This window comes from Corallococcus sp. 4LFB (assembly GCF_046520365.1).
GTDB classification, from domain to species: Bacteria; Myxococcota; Myxococcia; order Myxococcales; family Myxococcaceae; genus Corallococcus; species Corallococcus caeni.
Map to the genome: position 1 here is coordinate 1 of NZ_JBKGHJ010000043.1, position 16,461 is coordinate 16,461.

Here is a 16,461-nt window from a genome sequence, read left to right on the forward strand (position 1 = left end):
CTGCGCAAGCGGCTGGGCGGCGGCATGCGGCAGGCAGGCATCCTCGCGGCGGCGGCGCTCTACGCGCTGGAGCACCACGTGGAGCGCCTGGCCGAGGACCACGCCAACGCGCGCCGGCTGGCGGAGGGCCTGGCCCAGCTTCCGGGCGTGAAGGTGGACCTGTCGCGAGTGGAGACGAACATGGTGTTCGCGGACCTGGTGCGTCCGGCGGCCGAGGCCTCCGCGCTGCTGCTGAAGCAGGGCGTGCTGGCCAACCCCACCGGCCCGCACTCCATCCGCCTCGTGTGCCACCTGGACGTGTCCACGGCGGACATCGACGACGCCCTGGCGCGGATCCGCCAGGCCCTCGCCAGCTGACCCCGGCGTCACACCAGGGTCCTGGGCTTCGGGACCTCCAGGGGGCCACCGCCGGCCCGATGCGACCCAGCGGGTCCGACAGTCGGACCGGTTGGGACGGCTCGCGGGAGCGGAAAGCCCCCAGCCACGACGGGGGACACACCAGACCAGCTCGAAAGCGGCGGAAGGTCCCGCGTCCGCGTCGGGGGCCAGATGCCGCCGAACTGGTCCGACAGTCGGACCAGTTGGGACGGGGACTCCGGACGGGGCGTCCCGGCAGGACCGAGCCGCCGTCACGCCCACACGCGAAGCAGAGCCGCCGTGGCGCGGAGCCGGGCCCCCTGTGGGGGGCGGAACGGTCCACCACGACCCGGGGGCGGTCCGACACGCCAGGTGCGGACCGCACGCTCCTGTCCGACAGGGGGAATGATCCACGGCCTGGAACAGGTGGACGGGCTGACGCGTGGTAGGCTCGTCCCGCCGTGCGCCGACCCGCCGTCCTCGCCCTGCTGGCCCTCTCCGCCTGCGCGACTCCGCGCCAGGGCAAGATGAGCTTTGAGGAGCTGTACGCGACCTCGGGTGACAGCGGCTTCGTCAGCGACAGCGGGCCCTTCCTCCCCCACGAACCGGCGCACGCCCGGGGCCCGCTGGCCCCTGAGCGCTCCGCGGAGCTCGACGCCGCGCTCACCGCGTTCGCGCGGCAGGCCCAGGCCTACCGCCAGAAGGTCCAGCGCGGCAGCGCCATGCCCACCGACCAGGTGCGCAACTGGGAGGCGATGAACGCGGCCCTGGACGCCTTCCTGGCCCGGCCGGTGGAGCACACCGACACCCGCGACCTGACCCGCGCCCGGGGCGTGATGGAGGCAGAGCTGGAGCAGGACGCGCGCCTCTATGGCGACATGCCGGGCCCGCTCGCGGAGGCCGTGGTGGTGCGCGTGGGCCGCCTCATCGTGCGCGCGTCCACGCTGCGCCGCTGGGAGCTGCCGCCGGAGCCCTCGGGCCCGCCGCGCCTCGCCTGGCCGGTGGAGCCGGTCACCATCACCAGCCTCTACGGGGAGCGCTGGCACCCCATCACCGGCCGGCTCCGCCGCCACTCGGGCGTGGACCTGGCGGCCCGCCGCGGACAGCCCGTGGGCGTCGCGGAGAGGGGTGTCGTCCTGCGCGCCGGCTGGAACGGCGACCACGGCAAGATGGTGGAGGTCCAGCACGACGGCCAGTGGGTGACGCGCTACAGCCACCTGTCCGAGGTCCTGGTGACGACCGGCGAGGTGCTGGCGAGGGGCGACGTCGTGGGGCTCGCGGGGGACACGGGTCTAGCGACCGGCGTCCACGTCCACTTCGAGCTCTGGCACGACGGCAGTTCACTGGATCCGCTGGAGGCGCTCGTCGCCCCCGAGGCGGCCCCGGACACCTCCGAGGAGCGTCCCGTGGCCCGCATGCCGGCGCAGTCCCCCGTCCTCACGTCCCAGGGGCGGCACCCGGTCACGGGTTCGCGCCCCTGAGGGGGACGGGCCTTCTGGGCCCTGCGACTACAGCGAGTTCTTCAGCTCCTTGGCGGGACGGAAACCGACCGTCTTCGACGCCTTGAGCTTCATCATCTCGTTGGTCTGCGGGTTGCGGATCTTCCGCGCCTTGCGCGAGCGCAGCGACCACGTGCCGAACCCGGGGTAGCTGAAGCGCGTGTCCTTCTTCACCGCCTTGCCAATGTTGGTGAAGACGCTGTCGAGGATCTGGGCGGCCTGCTTCTTCGTGAGCTTCGACTGCGCAGCCACCACCTCCACGAGCTCTGCCTTGGTCATGACACCCCTCCCTCTGCGTTGTCTGGCGTTGAACGAGCGGATGGCGGAGGTAACAAATCGAGGTTTCGACTGTCAATGCGCCACCCGCTCCCGGGCCGGAAATTCGGCCTCCGGATGAAAACTGGCCTCTCGAAATACACCCTGTAGAGAGAGGGAGGATCGCATCTTTTGATACATCCTCACACTCCTACTTTTCCCATCAGGGGAAGTGATCGCCGTGTGATCGAATCCGCATGAAAGTCTTTGGGAAATCGATCACTTAGCAGTGGCTCCTGATCCAGCTCCAGCAGGGTGCCATCAAGGGGCTAGAGTGCCTGCCCGCATGTGCACCCGACTCCTGCCCTGGCTCCTGCTGGCCCTGCTGTGCGCCTGCTCACGGCCGACGCTGCGGCCCGACGCGGCGGGCGAGCTCTGGGTGGACGGGGCGGCGGTGGGCGGCGACGGCACCCGGGAGCGGCCCCTGCGCTCCCTGGCGGAGGCCCTGAACCGTCCCGGCCCGCTGCTCGTGCACCTGGCCTCCGGCCGCTACGAAGGCCCCATCCGGCTGCCGGAAGGAAGCCGGCTCCAGGGGGACGGCCCGTCCACGATCCTGGCGGGGACGGGGGCTGGCGCCACCGTGGTGGAGGCCCGGGGGAACACCGCCCTGGAAGCCCTGGTGGTGGAGGGAGGAGGCTGGGGCCTGGAAGCCCGGGGGCCGACGCGGGTCCGGGCCGTGACCTTCCGGGGGCAGGCGCAGGGGGCGATCCACCTGGGGGCAGGGCCGCTCGAAGGCAGGGACCTGCGCTTCGAGGCGGGGGCGGGCAGCCAGGCACAGGTCGCGGTCGGCGTGCTCGTGGAGGCCGCGGCGGGGAGCACCCCCACGCCCTCGCTGATCCTCCGGGACAGTGCGTTCGTGGGCGACTACGCGCGCGCGGTCCGGGCCCGGGGTGGGGCCACGGTCCGCCTGGAGGGGGTGTCCTTCCAGGGGCCCCGGATGGCGCTGAGCCAGGAGGGCGGCGTGGCGGTGGTCGAACGGGCGCGGGCCTCCGGGGGCGCGGGCACGGCGTTCTCCACGGTGGAAGGCACGCTGACGCTGGTGGACGTGCGGGTCCAGGGGCATGAGTACGGCGTGACGGCCAGCCGGGCCCGGCTGTCAGTGCGCGGCTTCACCTCGGAGCACGCCACGCGCGCGGGCCTGGGGCTCACGGCGACGAACGGCCTGCTGGAGGACGTGGTCGTGAGGGACGCGGGCAGCTACGGGGCGTTGCAGCTCACCGCCTCGGACCTGGAGCTCCGGCGCTTCCGCCTGGAGGGCTCACGGGAATACGGCGTGGTGGCGTTGCAGGGGCGCTTGCGCCTGCGGGAGGGCGTCATCACGGACGTGAGCACCGCGGATGGCATCGCGGGAGACGGGCTCCACCTGCGCCAGGTGGAAGCGGACGTCGACACCGTGACCGTCGAGCGAGCGAAGGGCTCCTGCGTGCTGGCGACACAGCGCGCCCATGTGGTGCTCCGGCATGCCCGGCTCTCGGGGTGCGGGCTCGCCGCGTTGGCGGTGGATACGCAGGCCACCCTGGAGTCCAGGAACGTCGACGTGCGCGACACCTCCGGCTCCGTCCTGCTGGCCATCGAAGAGGGCCAGTTGCTCGTGGAGGACCTCACCGCGAAGAACGCGACGGGCGAGCTGGTCTCCACCGACTGCGAGGGCCAGACGCGAGTCCACCTCCGCCACGTCGACGCGAGCAACAAGCAGGGGCTGCAATCCCCCTGCGTCCGGCTCGACTCCCGCCCCCGCACCCCTCAGCCCTGAGCGGGAGCGGGTGTGGGAGGCAGGGGCGTGGCGCGCTGTTCGAGCCACTCGCGGATGACGGGGTAGACCTCCATCGGAGCGCCGGTGCCGAAGATGAGGTCGCCGTGGCCGTAGTCCATCTTGTCCCCGCGGTCCCGGCCGAAGACGTGCAGCGTGCGGTCTGGTGACGTGAGCAGCGCGTACTGCGCCTCCACGTTGGCCGCGGTGGCGAGCCGGTCCGCGCTGCCGCCCATCACCAGCACGGGCAGTTGGAGCTTCGCGATGCCCGCGCGCCAGTCCGTCTTGCGGTCGTAGGAGCGGAACACGTCGTGGGAGATCCAGTCCTGGAACTGGAGCAGCACCTTGCGGCTCATCGCCGCCATCATGTTGACGGACAGCTGCCGCAGCACGCGCGGCGGGACGTGCCGGGGGTTCACGACGATGTCCGACAGGGGCAGCGCGAGGTAGCCCAGGAAGGGCGCCATGCTGGCGCTCACCCACGACTGCCGGATGCTCCCGGGCCACGCGGCCCGCACGCCCAGCGAGATGAGCGTCCGCAGGAACGGCTCCGACTTGAGGTACACCGGCGCGCCCAGCTCGAGCAGGCCCGCCAGCTTCCCGCCCTCGGGGCCCTGCGCCACGCCGTACCCCACCAGGCCGCCCAGGGAGTGGCCCAGCCAGAAGGCCTGCTCCGCGCCGGTCTCCTTCAACGCCAGCTCCAGCAGGGCCGGCCGTCGTGCTGGATGTGGTCGTCGACGGTGAAGTCCGTGGGCCGCCGGCCCCGGGGCGGACGCTGCGAGTGCCCGGTGCCGCGCCACTCCACGCTGAAGCAGTCGAAGCCTGCCTCGGTGAGGTAGTGGGCCACCGAGTAGGGCGGCTCGAAGTCGAAGGTGAAGCGGTTGGCCGCCAGCCCGTGGCATAGCAAGACAGGCTCGGCGAAGCGGCGCACCGGGGCTCGCCGCGCGTGCACGGTCAGTTCCCACCCATCCGCGCAGCGCACGCGCAGCATCTCGGGAAGGGGGCCCTTGAGGCGGTACCACCACCGCACGAGCAGGACCCACCCGACGTTCACCAGCAGCAGGACCGCCGCCGCGGTCAATCCCCACAGGGCCCACTGCCCGTACGGCATTTCTCCTCCCATGCGACCCGGGACCGACTCCGGCGCGAATAAAACCCTGCTAAGGTCCGTTCCCTCGCCGTTTCTGCCACATGGGCAGCCGACCACCTGGGGAAGTCGAGGGAACGATGAAGCTGCGGAAACTGATGTTCGTGCTCCCGAACCTCTTCACCGTCACCTCCATCTTCTGTGGCTTCTACGCCATCACCCTGTGCTCGGGTGAGGCAGAACCGGTGCAGCTGTACCAGGCGGCCCTGGCCATCCTCTTCGCCATGTTCTTCGACGGGTTCGACGGACGGGTGGCCCGGCTGACGAAGACGCAGAGCGACTTCGGCATGCAACTCGACAGCCTCGCGGACGTCATGTCCTTTGGCGCGGCGCCGGCGCTGCTCGTCTACAAGTGGGCGCTGGCCCCCATGGGCTTCTGGGGCCTGTTCATCTCCTTCGCGTTCATGGCCTGCGGCGCCATGCGGCTCGCGCGCTTCAACGTGCTCGCCATGCGCAACCCGCACGGCGGGGGTGGCGGCTTCTTCGTGGGGCTCCCCATCCCGCTGGCGGCCGGCGTCCTCGTCTCCCTCATCATCTCCCACCACGTGGCCAGCCAGGGCGAGGCGCTCGGTGACGGCGCGCGCCTGCCGGTGGCGGTCGCGGTGGGGGCCCTGTCGCTGCTGATGGTGTCCACGGTGCGCTACCGCACCTTCAAGGACGCGCGTCCCAGCCGGAAGTCGGCGCTCGTCTTCATGGTCATGGCGCTCACGGGCGCGTTCATCGCCCGGCAGTTCCACCCGGCCTGGGTGCTGGTGACGTACTTCTTCGCGTACCTGGTGATGGGACTGGTGGAGTCCGCGGTCTCCGTGCGCAGCCGGCTGGCGTCGCGCAAGGTCGGCGCTGTCGCCGCGGTGGCGGTCGCCGCCGGGCTCGACGAGGACGACGACGAGGACTCCGAGCCCAACGCCACCACGGACGACGGTCCCGCGTTCCTCTGAGCCGCCAGGCGCGGGAGCCAGGACGCGGACCGTGCCCTCCCGGCCCGGGGCCGCTAGGATGCCCGGCCCATGCGCGTCGAGCTGCTGTGCACCGGTGACGAACTCGTCACCGGCCTCATCACGGACACCAACAGCACCTACCTGGAAGCCCGTCTCTTCGACCTGGGGGTGAAGGTCGCACGGGTGTCGGTGGTGGGGGACGTGCGGCCGGACATCACGGGCGCGCTGCTGGAGGCCTCGGCGCGCGCGGACGTGGTCATCGTCTCGGGAGGCCTGGGCCCCACGTCGGACGACTTCACGCTGGAGTGCGCCGCCGCGGCGGCAGGCGTCCCCATGCAAGAGGACGCACGGGTGCTCGGCTGGCTGAAGGAGCGCTACGCCGCGCGTGGCATGGCCATCAACCCGGGCGCCCTGCGCATGGCGCGCATCCCCGCGGGCACCGAGCCGGTGCGCAATCCCCAGGGCTCGGCGCCGCTGGTCATCCAGCAGCTCGGCCGCGCCCACCTGTTCTTCCTGCCGGGCGTCCCGCGCGAATACCGCGCCCTGGTGGACGGCGAGGTGCTGCCGCGCGTGCGCGCCTGGCTCGCCGCCGAGCCCCACCGCACGTTCCGCGCCTTCCGCCTGCTGCGCACGGTGCGCCTCCCGGAGTCCGTGCTGAACGAGCACGTGATGCCCCTGGCCCCCAGCCATCCCCGGGTGGTGCTCGGCTTCCGGACGCACGCGCCGGAGAACCACCTGAAGCTGATGGCCGAAGCCCCCACGCAGGCGGAGGCCGACGCCGCGCTCGCCGCCGCGGAGGCCGCCTGCCGGCAGGTGCTGGGCACGCACGTCTACGGCGCGGATGGCAGCGAGTACGCCCCCGTCCTGCTGGACCTGCTCGCGCGCGCCGGCCACACGCTGGCGGTGGCGGAGAGCTGCACGGGGGGGCTCGTCGCGCAGGAGCTCACGGCCGTCCCAGGCTCCAGCCAGGTCTTCATCGGGGGCGCGGTCGCCTACTCGGAGAAGATGAAGTCCGCCTGGGTGGGCGTTCCCCCGGACCTCCTCGCGAAGCACAGCGCCGTGTCGCCGCAGACGGCGCTCGCCATGGCGGAGGGAGTCCGCGCCGCCTGCGGCGCCACGTTCGGCCTGTCCGTCACGGGCTACGCGGGACCCGGCGGAGGCACGCCCGAGGACCCCGTGGGCACCGTGTACTGCGGGCTGGCGGGTCCCGGCATGGCGCCGCGCTGCGAGCGGATCTCGCTCGCGGGTGACCGGGACCGGGTCCGCCTCTTCGCAGCGTCCCACGTGCTGGAGATGTTGAGGTTGCACCTGCTCGCCGCCGCCCCCGTGTCGCCATGAGTCGCTCCAAATCAAAGCGTCCCCGTCCTTCCCCCGTGGAATCGCCGTCCTCGGCGACCCCGGCCCCCGCCACCGCGAGCGAGCCGGTCCCGCCCGAGTCCGCCGCGCCGCTCTCCAGCCCCATGGCTGCGATGGAATCCACCCAGCCACCCACGCCTCCAGCCGGAGCCGGAGCGCATCCGGTGCGCAGCGCGGTGCGCCTGTGGCTGTCGGCCTACCGGGTGGAGGTGATGCTGTTCCTGGTCGCGTTCACGGTGCTGTCCAGCTTCAGCTCGCAGCGCTTCCTGCGGCAGAGCGCCGCGCCGCACTTCATCTACCAGGCGCAATCCTGGCTGGATGGGCGGCTCGACGTGGATCCGCAGGTGTTGCCCAACCTGGAGGACTGGGCCTGTGTGCGGGTGGTGGATGGGCACAAGGTGCGGTGCGAAGGGCGCCTGCTGCGCGATGACCGCTGGTTCGTCAGCTTCCCGTCCTTCCCCGCGGTCGTGATGCTCCCCTTCGTCGCGCTGCACGGCTACCAGTTCAACGACACCTCGTTCGGCGTCTTCGTGGGCGCGCTCGCGGTGGCGCTCTTCTACTCGCTGCTGCGCTTCCTCGCGCAGGAGGGAGAGACGGAGCGCAACCGTAACGACAACGTGGTGCTGTCGCTGGTGCTCGCCTTCGGCACGCTGTTCTTCTACTGCGCCATCCGGGGCGAGGTCTGGTTCAGCGCGCAGGTGATGGGCGTGGCGCTCACGTGTCTGTACGTGCGCAACGCCGTCAAGGCCCGGCGCCCCGTGCTCGCGGGCGTCTTCTATTCCATGGCCGTGCTCACCCGCACGCCGCTGGTGTTCGCGGGCCTCTTCTTCGTCCTGGAGGCGCTCTGCCCCGGCCCGGACCGGCTGGCCCAGCTCAAGGCCCTTCCGACCGCGTGGAAGCCCGCCTTCCGCAAGCTCGTGCTCTTCGGCGCGGGGGCCGCCCCCCTCGCGCTGCTCGCCGCCGCCTACAACGCCTACCGCTTCGGCAAGCCGGGGGAGTTCGGCCACTCGTACTTCTACAACAACCGGGTGAACGCGGACATCGACCGCTTCGGGCTCTTCAACCTCGAGTACCTGTCGCGCAACATCCAGGCCGCGTTCCTCAAGTTGCCCCAGGTGTCGCTGTCTCCGCCGAGGCTGTCGTACGACCCGCATGGACTGACGCTGCTGCTCACGCTGCCCCTGCTGGTGTTCCTGCTGGTCCCCCGCACGCGTCCCCGGCTGCACTGGCCCCTGTGGCTGACCGTGGCGGTGTGCGCGCTGCCGGGCCTGTTCTACCAGAACACCGGTTACATGCAGTTCGGCTTCCGGTTCAGCCTGGACTACACGCCCTACCTGCTGCTGCTCTTCGCCATTGGCGGATGGTCGCTGCGCAACCGCGCGGTGGTGGCCGTGCTGGCGCTTGGCGTGCTGGTGAACTTCTGGGGAGCCGTGGCCTTTCGTGGCTACACGGAGTTCGTGCGGAACTGGTAGGGCTCCAGGACCCGGCGGCTTGAATCCGCCGGGCTCCACCCGCACATCAAGGGCGACATGCAACCTCCCACCGGTCAGCCCCCTCCTGGCAAGCGTTGGCACACCCGTGAGGACAGCGGCATCCGCCTGGATGCGGCGCTGCGCTGGTGGCACGACGATGCGCCCATCGAGCATCCGAAGATCATCGAGCTCTTCAACGCCTCGCTGGTCCTGGACGACGACGGGCGCTACCAGCTCCGCATCGCTCCGGACTGGTGCTACGTCCAGGTAGAGGACGCGGCCTACGAAGTGCGCACCGTGGACGTCACGCCAGACGAGCGTGTGTCGCTGCGCCTGAGCGACCGGACGGCGGAGGCCCTGGACCTGGGGTCGCTCCAGCTCACGCCGGAGGGAGTCCTCACCTGCCGCGTGAAGCAGGGCAGGGCGAAGGCCCGCTTTTCTCGCGATGCGCAGTACCAGTTCGGCGAGCTGCTGGAAGAGGCCCCTGAAGGGCACCTGATGCTGCGCGTGGGCCAACGCCAATGGGAGGTCCCCCTCTCGCTGGATGCGCTCCAGGCCGCGCCCTAGGCCGCCTCGGAGGACGCGGCCGGCACAGAAGACGCCGTGTTTCCGACCAGGTCGCGGGCGAGGGCCTCCAGGACGTCCGGGTGCTCTCGCAACCACTCGCATGCCCGCTCGCGGCCCTGGCCGATGCGCTCACCCCGCAGGCTGAAGTGGCTGCCCGACTTCTCCACCACACCCGCGCTCACGGCCAGGTCCAGCACCTCGGCGGCGCGGTGGATGCCCGTGCCGTAGAGCACGTCGAACTCCGCCTCCTGGAACGGTGGCGCCAGCTTGTTCTTCACGACCTTCACGCGGGCTCGCGAGCCCACCACCGCGTCCCCCTCCTTGAGGTTGCCCGTGCGGCGGATCTCCATCCGCACCGAAGCATAGAACTTCAGCGCATTGCCACCCGTCGTCGTCTCCGGGTTGCCGAACATCACGCCAATCTTCATGCGGATCTGGTTGATGAAGATGATGCAGGTGCCGGAGCGGCTCACGGCGCCGGTGAGCTTGCGCAGGGCCTGGCTCATCAGCCGCGCCTGGACGCCCATGTGCGCGTCCCCCATCTCCCCTTCGATTTCCGCGCGGGGCACCAGCGCCGCCACCGAATCCACCACGATGAGGTCCACGGCGCCCGAGCGCACGAGCTGTTCGGTGATCTCGAGCGCCTGCTCACCGGTGTCCGGTTGCGCCACGAGCAGTTCCTCCGTGCGCACCCCCAGCTTGCGCGCGTAGGACAGGTCCAGCGCGTGCTCCGCGTCGATGAAGGCCGCCACGCCTCCCACGGCCTGCACCTGGGCAATGGCATGCAGGGTGAGCGTCGTCTTGCCGGAGGACTCGTTGCCGAACAGCTCCACCACGCGTCCTCGCGGATACCCCCCCACGCCCAGCGCCCGGTCCAACCCCACCGAGCCCGTGGGGATGACCGCCACCTTCTGCTCCGGTGCGTCCGCGCCGAGCGTCATCACCGCGCCCCGGCCGAACTGCTTCTCGATGGACGCCACCGCCGCCGCCACTGCCTTCAACTTCTCCGTCAGCCTGCTCATCTCGTCTGACTCCCTCGCCGCCCTGCGGGCTGGATGCCTCGGCGCCAGGCAGAGCAACGCTCATGCCGCGCAGGCTTCCGGGGAGATGGGCCTGCAAGGGCGTCCAGGTCCGCCCGGTCCGTCCGAAGCGGCGGAGCGGCAGGGCTGTCTCCCGGGTGCTGAGAAGGTGCAAGGGGAGGGCGTCCGCGCATAAGCAGACACGGGGGGACGTGACAGGCCAGCTTGGTGGGATGGAAGGCTTTGCATTGAATCCCGGGCACGTCGGCGTGACCTCTCCTCTCGTGAATACGACCCGTGAGAACCTTCCCCATGTGGTCATCCTGGGAGGCGGCTTCGGCGGCCTCTACGCGGCCCGGTATCTGCGAAAGGCAGGGGTTCGCGTCACGATGGTGGACCGTCACAACCACCACCTCTTCCAGCCCCTGCTGTACCAGGTGGCCACCGCGACGCTCAGCCCCAGCGACATCGCCGCGCCGCTGCGGGCCATGCTTGGACGCAATCACGTCCAGGTGCTGCTCGCGGAAGTGACCGGCGTGGACACCGCGCGCAAGCGAGCCCTCCTGTCGGACGGGGAGCTGGCGTACGACTTCCTCATCGTGGCCACCGGGGCGACGCACTCGTACTTCGGCAACGAGGTCTGGTCGCGGCACTCGATGGGGTTGAAGACCGTCGAGGACGCCCTGGAGATCCGCCGCCGCGTGCTGCTCGCCTTCGAGCAGGCAGAGCGTGAATTGGACCCCGAGCGCCGCCGCGCGCTGCTCACCTTCGCCATCATTGGCGCGGGCCCCACGGGCGTGGAGCTGGCGGGAGCCCTGGCGGAGATCAGCCGCAATTCATTGTCGGGTGACTTCCAGAACATCGACCCCCGGGATGCGCGCGTCATCCTCATCGAGGGCATGGACCGCGTGCTTCCCACCTACCCCGAGAACCTCTCGGGCGAGGCCCGCCGGGTGCTGGAGAAGCTCGGGGTCGAGGTCCGCACGGGCACCCGGGTGACGAACATCGACACGGCGGGCGTGGACATGGGCCCTGAACATCTGGCGGCCCGTACGGTGCTCTGGGCCGCGGGTGTGGAGGCCTCGCCCGTGGCGCGCTCGCTCGGCGTGACGCTGGACAGGGCAGGCCGCGTCCCGGTGACGCCCGAGCTCACCGTGCCCGGGCATCCCGACATCTTCGTCGTGGGCGACCTGGCGCTCGTGAAGCAGGACGACGGAAGCGCGGTCCCGGGAGTGGCGCCCGCGGCGATGCAGGAGGGCAAGCACGCGGTGCTCAACCTCCGCCGCCAGCTCGCGGGCCAGCCCATGCAGCCGTTCCGCTACTGGGACCGGGGAACCTACGCGGTCATTGGCAGAGGCCATGCCGTGGGCGTGGCCTTCCGCCGCGTCAAGCAATCCGGCTTCATCGCCTGGCTGGCCTGGCTCTTCATCCACATCACCTTCCTCATCGGCTTCCGAAGCAAGCTGGCCGTGCTGCTCAACTGGGCCTACTCGTACCTGACGTTCGGCAGGTCGGCGCGCATCATCACCGGCCCCGCGCCCCGCCTGGATGAGCGGGGCGTGCCTCCCTTGCCCGTCGGGGAAGGGTCAGCTCTGGTAGGGCGGGAAGCCGGGGCCTCCGCCGTTCTCGGAAGGCTGGTTCCTGATAGGCGAGGGGAGGGGTGATGCCACTGCTCCCTGGGTATTGGTCTGCAGCCAGCCCCGGCGGTCCAGCATCCGGCAATCGACAGCGAGTCGCAGGTCCACGTCCTCGATACGTCCGTGGTCCTCCAGGTCCGCACGGGTCAGCGCCAGCTTGAGGATGCGGTCGTGCGCCCGAGCGGACAGGCCGTGCTGCTGAACCGCGTTTTTCAGATCCTTCTCCGCGCTCGGGGACAGCACGCAGAAGCGGCGCAGCAGATGCGACGGCATCTGTGCGTTGCAGTGCACGTCTGGCGTGTCCTGGAAGCGGACGCGCTGCCGCTCGCGCGCGGCCTGTACGCGCTGTCGGTAGTACCGGCTCGGCAGCTCCGGCGTCTTCGCCGCGAGCTGGTGGTACTCCACCGGCCGCGTCTGCACGGTGATGTCGATGCGGTCCATCAACGGCCCGCTGATGCGCGTGTGATAGTCGAAGACGCGGTGCTCGCGGCAGGTGCACTTGTGCCCCGGGACGTTGAAGTAACCGCAGGGGCAGGGGTTCATCGCCGCGACCAGCATGACGCGGCACGGATAGGTGATGTGCTGGGTTGCCCGCGCCAGGTGGATGACCCCTTCCTCCAGAGGCTGTCGCAGCACCTCCAGGACGTTCTTCCGGAACTCCGGAAGCTCGTCGAGGAACAGCACCCCATGGTGCGCCAGGGACAACTCTCCCGGACGCGCCATGGGACCTCCACCCACGAGTCCCGCGTCGGACAGCGTGTGGTGGGGCGAGCGGAACGGCCGCTCCCGCACCAGCGCCTGCTCGTCTCCCAGCAGCCCCTGGATGGAGTAGACCTTCGTCACCTCCAGGGCCTCATCGAACGTCATCTCCGGCAGGATGCCTGGCAGCCGCCGAGCCAGCATCGTCTTGCCTGAACCCGGAGGCCCGGCCATCAAGAGGTTGTGACCGCCGGCCGCCGCCAGCTCCAACGCCAGCTTCAGTTCCGGCTGCCCGCGCACGTCGGCCATGTCCGCGACCTCCGAGCGACAAGTCCCTGGCGCTGTCCCCGTGCGTGTCAGCGGCGTCAGGGGGGCCTCGCCCGTGAGGTGCCCCACCGCCTCACGCAGGTGGGCCACCGGCAGCACCTGGATTCCCTCCACCAGCGCCCCCTCCGCTGCGTTCGCGGCCGGCACCATGATCCCGCGATAGCCGCCATTCCGGGCTGCCACGGCCAGGGGCAGCACGCCCTTGATGGGCTTGATGGAGCCGTCCAGCGACAGCTCCCCGCCAAAGAGGTAGTGCCCCAGCGGCTCCTCCTCCATCAGCCTCGCCGCGGCAAGGACGCCCAGGGCGATGGGCAGCTCGAAGGCCGCCCCCTCCTTGCGGATCTCCGCGGGAGCCAGGTTGACGGTGATCCGCTTCTGCGGAAGGTCGAACCCGGCGTTCTTCAGCGCGGAGACCACCCGGACCTTCGACTCCCGGGCTGCTCCCTCCGGCAACCCCACGACGTTGAAGTAGGGCAGGCCGAGCGCCATGTCGACCTCGCACTCCACCACCACCGCGTCGATGCCCATCAACGCCCCTGACCGCACCCTCGCCAGCATCGTCATCCCCTTCCCACCCACGTACCGGGGCAGGGGAGAGCAATGCACGTACCGAGGCCCTGCCCCCTGGGATGGCCTGCCGCGGCCATCCATCGCGCCAGACGTCGGGTCCCGCTCGGGGACACGGTGCCTGGAAAAAGAAGAAGCCCGCTGGCGTCGGAACGCCAGCGGGCTTCGGATGGAATCAGTGACGAGGTTTCCCGCGTCAGCGCTGCTTGAGGAAGTGGATCAGGGCGTCGGCGCAGGCGCGGGAGCAGGGGCCGCGCCGTCCGGCGTGGTCTGCGTTCCCTGGATGACCGCGTTCTGGGGAAGCTCGGTGGCCATGCCCAGGATCTTCGCTCCCGCGGCACGGGCGCCGTCGAGCGCCACCACCAGCTTGCCGTAGTTCGCCGCGTCATCCGCCATGAAGAAGACGACCTTCTCGTCCGGCTTCTTGGCGTTCAGCATCCGCTTGAGGCGGGGGATGTAGTCGGACGCGGGGATCTGCTCCGTATTGATGGAGTAGGCGCCGGCCTTGTCCACCTGCACGACGATCTGCTGATCATCTGGCTCAGGCGGCGGCTGGTTCTCCTCGACCTCCGTCTCCGGGACCCGGACGAGGATGTCCTTCTCCAGGAGAGGCGTCACCACCATGAAGATGATGAGGAGCACCAGCACCACGTCCACCAGGGGCGTGACGTTGATCTCCGAGTTCGGCGCGGACGCGGGCTTGACCCACTGACGCTGCTTGTGTCCTCGGGACATTACTTCTTCTCCTCGACACCCAGGGCGATCTGCTTCGCCTTCGCCTTGCGGGCCGTGTCCAGCACCTTGCGCACGTCGCCCACGTTCAGGGCGTTGTCACCCTTCAGGAGGATCTTCTTGCCTGGATCCTTCAACAGCTCGGCGGCGATCTTCTCCTGGAGCCCCTTCTCGTCGACCTCATCGTTCTCCACGAACATCTTCTTGTCCGGGGTGATGGAGAGGATCAGCGGATCGGCGTCCGTCTTGCCTTCCTTTTCGATCTCCGTGGCCTTGGGCAGCTCCACGGACTTGCCGCGCTGGAGCATGGGCGTCACGACCATGAAGATGATGAGGAGCACCAACACCACGTCCACCAGGGGCGTGACGTTGATCTCGCTCTTGATGCCCCCTTTGGGGCCTGCTGACATTCCCATGCGTGCACCTGTGTCCGGGAAGGGATTCCCACCCCGGGGCGGCGCGGCTTCTCAGCCGGGCCACCCTCATGGGTGGGGTGTCCCAGGGTGTGGGGCTACGACTCAGGCCGCGTGCGAACCGCCGCCCACGTGCCGCGCCACCACGTCCAGGAACTCGTTGGAGGACTCGGAGATGTCCACGGAGCGGGCATCCACCCAGCCCTGCAGGAAGTTGTAGGCCATCACGGCGGGGATCGCCACGAGCAGACCGAACGCCGTGGTGATGAGCGCCTCGGAGATACCGGCGGAGATGGTCGCCAGACCGCCGGAACCCGCGGCCGCCATGAGCTGGAAGGCGTTCACGATACCCATCGTGGTGCCCAGCAGACCGACGAACGGGGCCGTCGAACCGACGGTGGCCAGCAGGCCCAGGCCGCGCTTGAGGCTCTGCACCTCGCGCTGCGCCTGGCGCTCCAGCGCGCGGGCCACGGACTCCACCGCCAGGTCCTTGTTCCCGGGGGTGATCCGGTACGCCGTCAGGCCGGAGTTGATCACGCGGCCCAGGTGGCCCACGTCCTTGCCCAGGTTGGTGTTCGCGGCCGTGGTCAGGTCGCCCTTCGCGAGGATCGCGCCCATCTTGGCGGCGAAGTTGCGGCTGTCCGAGCGGGTCTTGCGGAAGACGATGATCCGCTCCGCCATGACGACCAGCGACGCCACCGACATGATGGCGAGGGTGAAGATGATCATGCGGGCGAAGAGGCCCGTGTGGTGCCAGATATCAAGCAGGGTAAATTGCATGGCTGTGGAGCGCTCTCCTCACGAGCGCGAGGTGATGTTCGGCGGACTGCTCAAGCGGGGCTGCCTGGCTGGATGATCAGCGCGGCAGCTTCAGGTTGAAGTTGAACGTGTACTGAACTTCGACCGGCCTGCCCTGGAACGTGACCGGCTTGTAGCGTGAGGCGGTGAGCACGTCCATCACGGCCTGTTCCATGTGAGGGAGCGGCTTGATCGTGCGGCAGCGCTCGACCTTTCCCTCGGTCGTGATCACGCACTTCACGATCATCAGACCCTGCACGCGCGCCTCGAGGGCCTCACGCGTATAGCTGACGTCTGGACCCGCGATCTTCTCCGGACGCGTCATGCCCTGGCCGAACGCCAGCACGTCCGTGCCCGTTCCACCCAACTGACCGCCCACCACGCCGCCAATCACACCGCCGACCACGCCACCCACCACACCACCCGCCACGCCGCCTTCGACGCCGCCTTCGACCTCGGCCTCGCTCGCCTCTTCCTCGGGCTCGGGCGCCTCCTCGGTCTCCTGCGGCTTCTGCTGCGGGATCTCCTTCGGCTGGACGATCATGTCCTTGGGCTTCTTGGGCGTGACCTTCTTCTCCGTCTTCGGCTTCGACGCCGGAGGAGGCGGAGGAGGCGGAGGAGGCGGAGGCGCCATGGTGGCCTTCAGCGTGACCTCGACCTCCTTCTCCTCCACGGGAGGCGGGCGCGTGGAGAGATAGGCCACAAGACCCAGCAGGCCGACATGGAGCACCGTGGAAACGCCGGCACCCACGCCGAAGCGCGACCTGGGTCCTTGCCCGCGGTCAAGGACTGAATCGAACATGCACGTAACTCCTCTTCACCAGTGGACTACCCGTCCCCGCCATGCCCGGATTGAAGGGCGGCCACC

General features: G+C 69.9%; 17 protein-coding genes. 8 read left to right on the forward strand and 9 right to left on the reverse strand.

Annotated elements, in window-relative coordinates; all coding sequences use genetic code 11:
- A partial coding sequence (locus ACLEQD_RS07440) for a beta-eliminating lyase-related protein (RefSeq protein ID WP_410382841.1) occupies positions 1-357 on the forward strand: 357 nt, incomplete at its 5' end.
- 461 nt (positions 358-818) lie between these two features.
- On the forward strand, positions 819-1,838 hold the full coding sequence (locus tag ACLEQD_RS07445; protein ID WP_410382842.1) for a M23 family metallopeptidase: 1,020 nt from the start codon (positions 819-821) through the stop codon (positions 1,836-1,838).
- A gap of 27 nt (positions 1,839-1,865) precedes the next feature.
- Here the strand turns inward: ACLEQD_RS07445 and ACLEQD_RS07450 are convergent, their stop codons facing one another.
- Entirely contained in the window at positions 1,866-2,135 is a 270-nt protein-coding gene (locus ACLEQD_RS07450) for an HU family DNA-binding protein (RefSeq protein WP_014394187.1), read from the reverse strand.
- A 322-nt stretch (positions 2,136-2,457) separates the two neighbouring features.
- Here ACLEQD_RS07450 and ACLEQD_RS07455 point away from each other — a divergent pair, with 322 nt between their 5' ends.
- On the forward strand, positions 2,458-3,924 hold the full coding sequence (locus ACLEQD_RS07455) for a hypothetical protein (RefSeq protein WP_410382843.1): 1,467 nt from the start codon (positions 2,458-2,460) through the stop codon (positions 3,922-3,924).
- On the opposite strand, the gene ACLEQD_RS07460 is transcribed toward ACLEQD_RS07455, so the two are convergent.
- Together ACLEQD_RS07460 and ACLEQD_RS07465 are read right to left on the reverse strand one after the other, a co-directional pair.
- The gene (locus tag ACLEQD_RS07460; RefSeq protein WP_410382844.1) at positions 3,915-4,613 is read right to left on the reverse strand and encodes a hypothetical protein; all 699 of its coding nucleotides are present in this window, start codon (positions 4,611-4,613) and stop codon (positions 3,915-3,917) included. The genes ACLEQD_RS07455 and ACLEQD_RS07460 overlap by 10 nt on opposite strands.
- Complete coding sequence (locus ACLEQD_RS07465) at positions 4,610-5,044, reverse strand: alpha/beta fold hydrolase (protein ID WP_410382845.1); 435 nt, start codon at positions 5,042-5,044, stop codon at positions 4,610-4,612. Before ACLEQD_RS07465 ends, ACLEQD_RS07460 begins: the two co-directional genes overlap by 4 nt.
- A 104-nt stretch (positions 5,045-5,148) precedes the next feature.
- Here ACLEQD_RS07465 and pssA point away from each other — a divergent pair, with 104 nt between their 5' ends.
- The 4 genes from pssA to ACLEQD_RS07485 all read left to right on the forward strand — a co-directional run bounded on the left by pssA (position 5,149) and on the right by ACLEQD_RS07485 (position 9,401).
- Positions 5,149-6,006, forward strand: a complete 858-nt coding sequence (gene pssA / locus ACLEQD_RS07470; RefSeq protein WP_410382846.1) for a CDP-diacylglycerol--serine O-phosphatidyltransferase — start codon at positions 5,149-5,151, stop codon at positions 6,004-6,006.
- 69 nt (positions 6,007-6,075) lie between these two features.
- Positions 6,076-7,344: a CinA family nicotinamide mononucleotide deamidase-related protein gene (locus tag ACLEQD_RS07475; RefSeq protein WP_410382847.1), complete on the forward strand. Its 1,269-nt coding sequence runs from the start codon at positions 6,076-6,078 to the stop codon at positions 7,342-7,344.
- Positions 7,341-8,834: a hypothetical protein gene (locus ACLEQD_RS07480; protein ID WP_410382848.1), complete on the forward strand. Its 1,494-nt coding sequence runs from the start codon at positions 7,341-7,343 to the stop codon at positions 8,832-8,834. Before ACLEQD_RS07475 ends, ACLEQD_RS07480 begins: the two co-directional genes overlap by 4 nt.
- A 57-nt stretch (positions 8,835-8,891) precedes the next feature.
- Positions 8,892-9,401, forward strand: a complete 510-nt coding sequence (locus tag ACLEQD_RS07485; RefSeq protein WP_410382849.1) for a DUF1285 domain-containing protein — start codon at positions 8,892-8,894, stop codon at positions 9,399-9,401.
- Here the strand turns inward: ACLEQD_RS07485 and recA are convergent.
- Positions 9,398-10,423 carry a recombinase RecA gene (gene recA / locus ACLEQD_RS07490; protein ID WP_410382850.1) on the reverse strand — a complete coding sequence of 342 codons (1,026 nt, stop codon included), beginning with the start codon at positions 10,421-10,423 and terminating at the stop codon, positions 9,398-9,400. The genes ACLEQD_RS07485 and recA overlap by 4 nt on opposite strands.
- 281 nt (positions 10,424-10,704) lie before the next feature.
- On the opposite strand from recA, the gene ACLEQD_RS07495 reads away from it, so the two are divergent.
- Entirely contained in the window at positions 10,705-12,084 is a 1,380-nt protein-coding gene (locus ACLEQD_RS07495) for an NAD(P)/FAD-dependent oxidoreductase (RefSeq protein WP_410382862.1), read from the forward strand.
- Here the strand turns inward: ACLEQD_RS07495 and ACLEQD_RS07500 are convergent.
- The 5 genes from ACLEQD_RS07500 to ACLEQD_RS07520 form a co-directional block, all read right to left on the reverse strand.
- Complete coding sequence (locus tag ACLEQD_RS07500) at positions 12,007-13,641, reverse strand: YifB family Mg chelatase-like AAA ATPase (RefSeq protein WP_410382851.1); 1,635 nt, start codon at positions 13,639-13,641, stop codon at positions 12,007-12,009. The genes ACLEQD_RS07495 and ACLEQD_RS07500 overlap by 78 nt on opposite strands.
- A gap of 228 nt (positions 13,642-13,869) precedes the next feature.
- Positions 13,870-14,385: an ExbD/TolR family protein gene (locus ACLEQD_RS07505; RefSeq protein ID WP_207051688.1), complete on the reverse strand. Its 516-nt coding sequence runs from the start codon at positions 14,383-14,385 to the stop codon at positions 13,870-13,872.
- A complete protein-coding gene (locus tag ACLEQD_RS07510; RefSeq protein ID WP_410382852.1) occupies positions 14,385-14,798 on the reverse strand; it encodes an ExbD/TolR family protein in 414 nt (137 codons plus the stop codon). Before ACLEQD_RS07510 ends, ACLEQD_RS07505 begins: the two co-directional genes overlap by 1 nt.
- A 102-nt stretch (positions 14,799-14,900) precedes the next feature.
- Positions 14,901-15,575 (reverse strand): MotA/TolQ/ExbB proton channel family protein, encoded by a 675-nt coding sequence (locus tag ACLEQD_RS07515; RefSeq protein ID WP_410382853.1) that lies wholly within the window; start codon positions 15,573-15,575, stop codon positions 14,901-14,903.
- A 76-nt stretch (positions 15,576-15,651) separates the two neighbouring features.
- Positions 15,652-16,395 carry an energy transducer TonB gene (locus ACLEQD_RS07520; RefSeq protein ID WP_410382854.1) on the reverse strand — a complete coding sequence of 248 codons (744 nt, stop codon included), beginning with the start codon at positions 16,393-16,395 and terminating at the stop codon, positions 15,652-15,654.
- Positions 16,396-16,461: the final 66 nt, after the last annotated feature.

Excerpts from the sequence above, each read along its gene's own strand:
- ACLEQD_RS07450 (WP_014394187.1), bottom strand. The coding sequence starts at position 2,135 with ATGACCAAGGCAGAGCTCGTGGAGGTGGTGGCTGCGCAGTCGAAGCTC.
- ACLEQD_RS07455 (WP_410382843.1), top strand. The coding sequence starts at position 2,458 with ATGTGCACCCGACTCCTGCCCTGGCTCCTGCTGGCCCTGCTGTGCGCC.
- ACLEQD_RS07465 (WP_410382845.1), bottom strand. The coding sequence starts at position 5,044 with ATGGGAGGAGAAATGCCGTACGGGCAGTGGGCCCTGTGGGGATTGACC.
- pssA (WP_410382846.1), top strand. The coding sequence starts at position 5,149 with ATGAAGCTGCGGAAACTGATGTTCGTGCTCCCGAACCTCTTCACCGTC.
- ACLEQD_RS07475 (WP_410382847.1), top strand. The coding sequence starts at position 6,076 with ATGCGCGTCGAGCTGCTGTGCACCGGTGACGAACTCGTCACCGGCCTC.
- ACLEQD_RS07480 (WP_410382848.1), top strand. The coding sequence starts at position 7,341 with ATGAGTCGCTCCAAATCAAAGCGTCCCCGTCCTTCCCCCGTGGAATCG.
- ACLEQD_RS07485 (WP_410382849.1), top strand. The coding sequence starts at position 8,892 with ATGCAACCTCCCACCGGTCAGCCCCCTCCTGGCAAGCGTTGGCACACC.
- recA (WP_410382850.1), bottom strand. The coding sequence starts at position 10,423 with ATGAGCAGGCTGACGGAGAAGTTGAAGGCAGTGGCGGCGGCGGTGGCG.
- ACLEQD_RS07500 (WP_410382851.1), bottom strand. The coding sequence starts at position 13,641 with ATGCTGGCGAGGGTGCGGTCAGGGGCGTTGATGGGCATCGACGCGGTG.
- ACLEQD_RS07505 (WP_207051688.1), bottom strand. The coding sequence starts at position 14,385 with ATGTCCCGAGGACACAAGCAGCGTCAGTGGGTCAAGCCCGCGTCCGCG.
- ACLEQD_RS07510 (WP_410382852.1), bottom strand. The coding sequence starts at position 14,798 with ATGGGAATGTCAGCAGGCCCCAAAGGGGGCATCAAGAGCGAGATCAAC.
- ACLEQD_RS07515 (WP_410382853.1), bottom strand. The coding sequence starts at position 15,575 with ATGCAATTTACCCTGCTTGATATCTGGCACCACACGGGCCTCTTCGCC.
- ACLEQD_RS07520 (WP_410382854.1), bottom strand. The coding sequence starts at position 16,395 with ATGTTCGATTCAGTCCTTGACCGCGGGCAAGGACCCAGGTCGCGCTTC.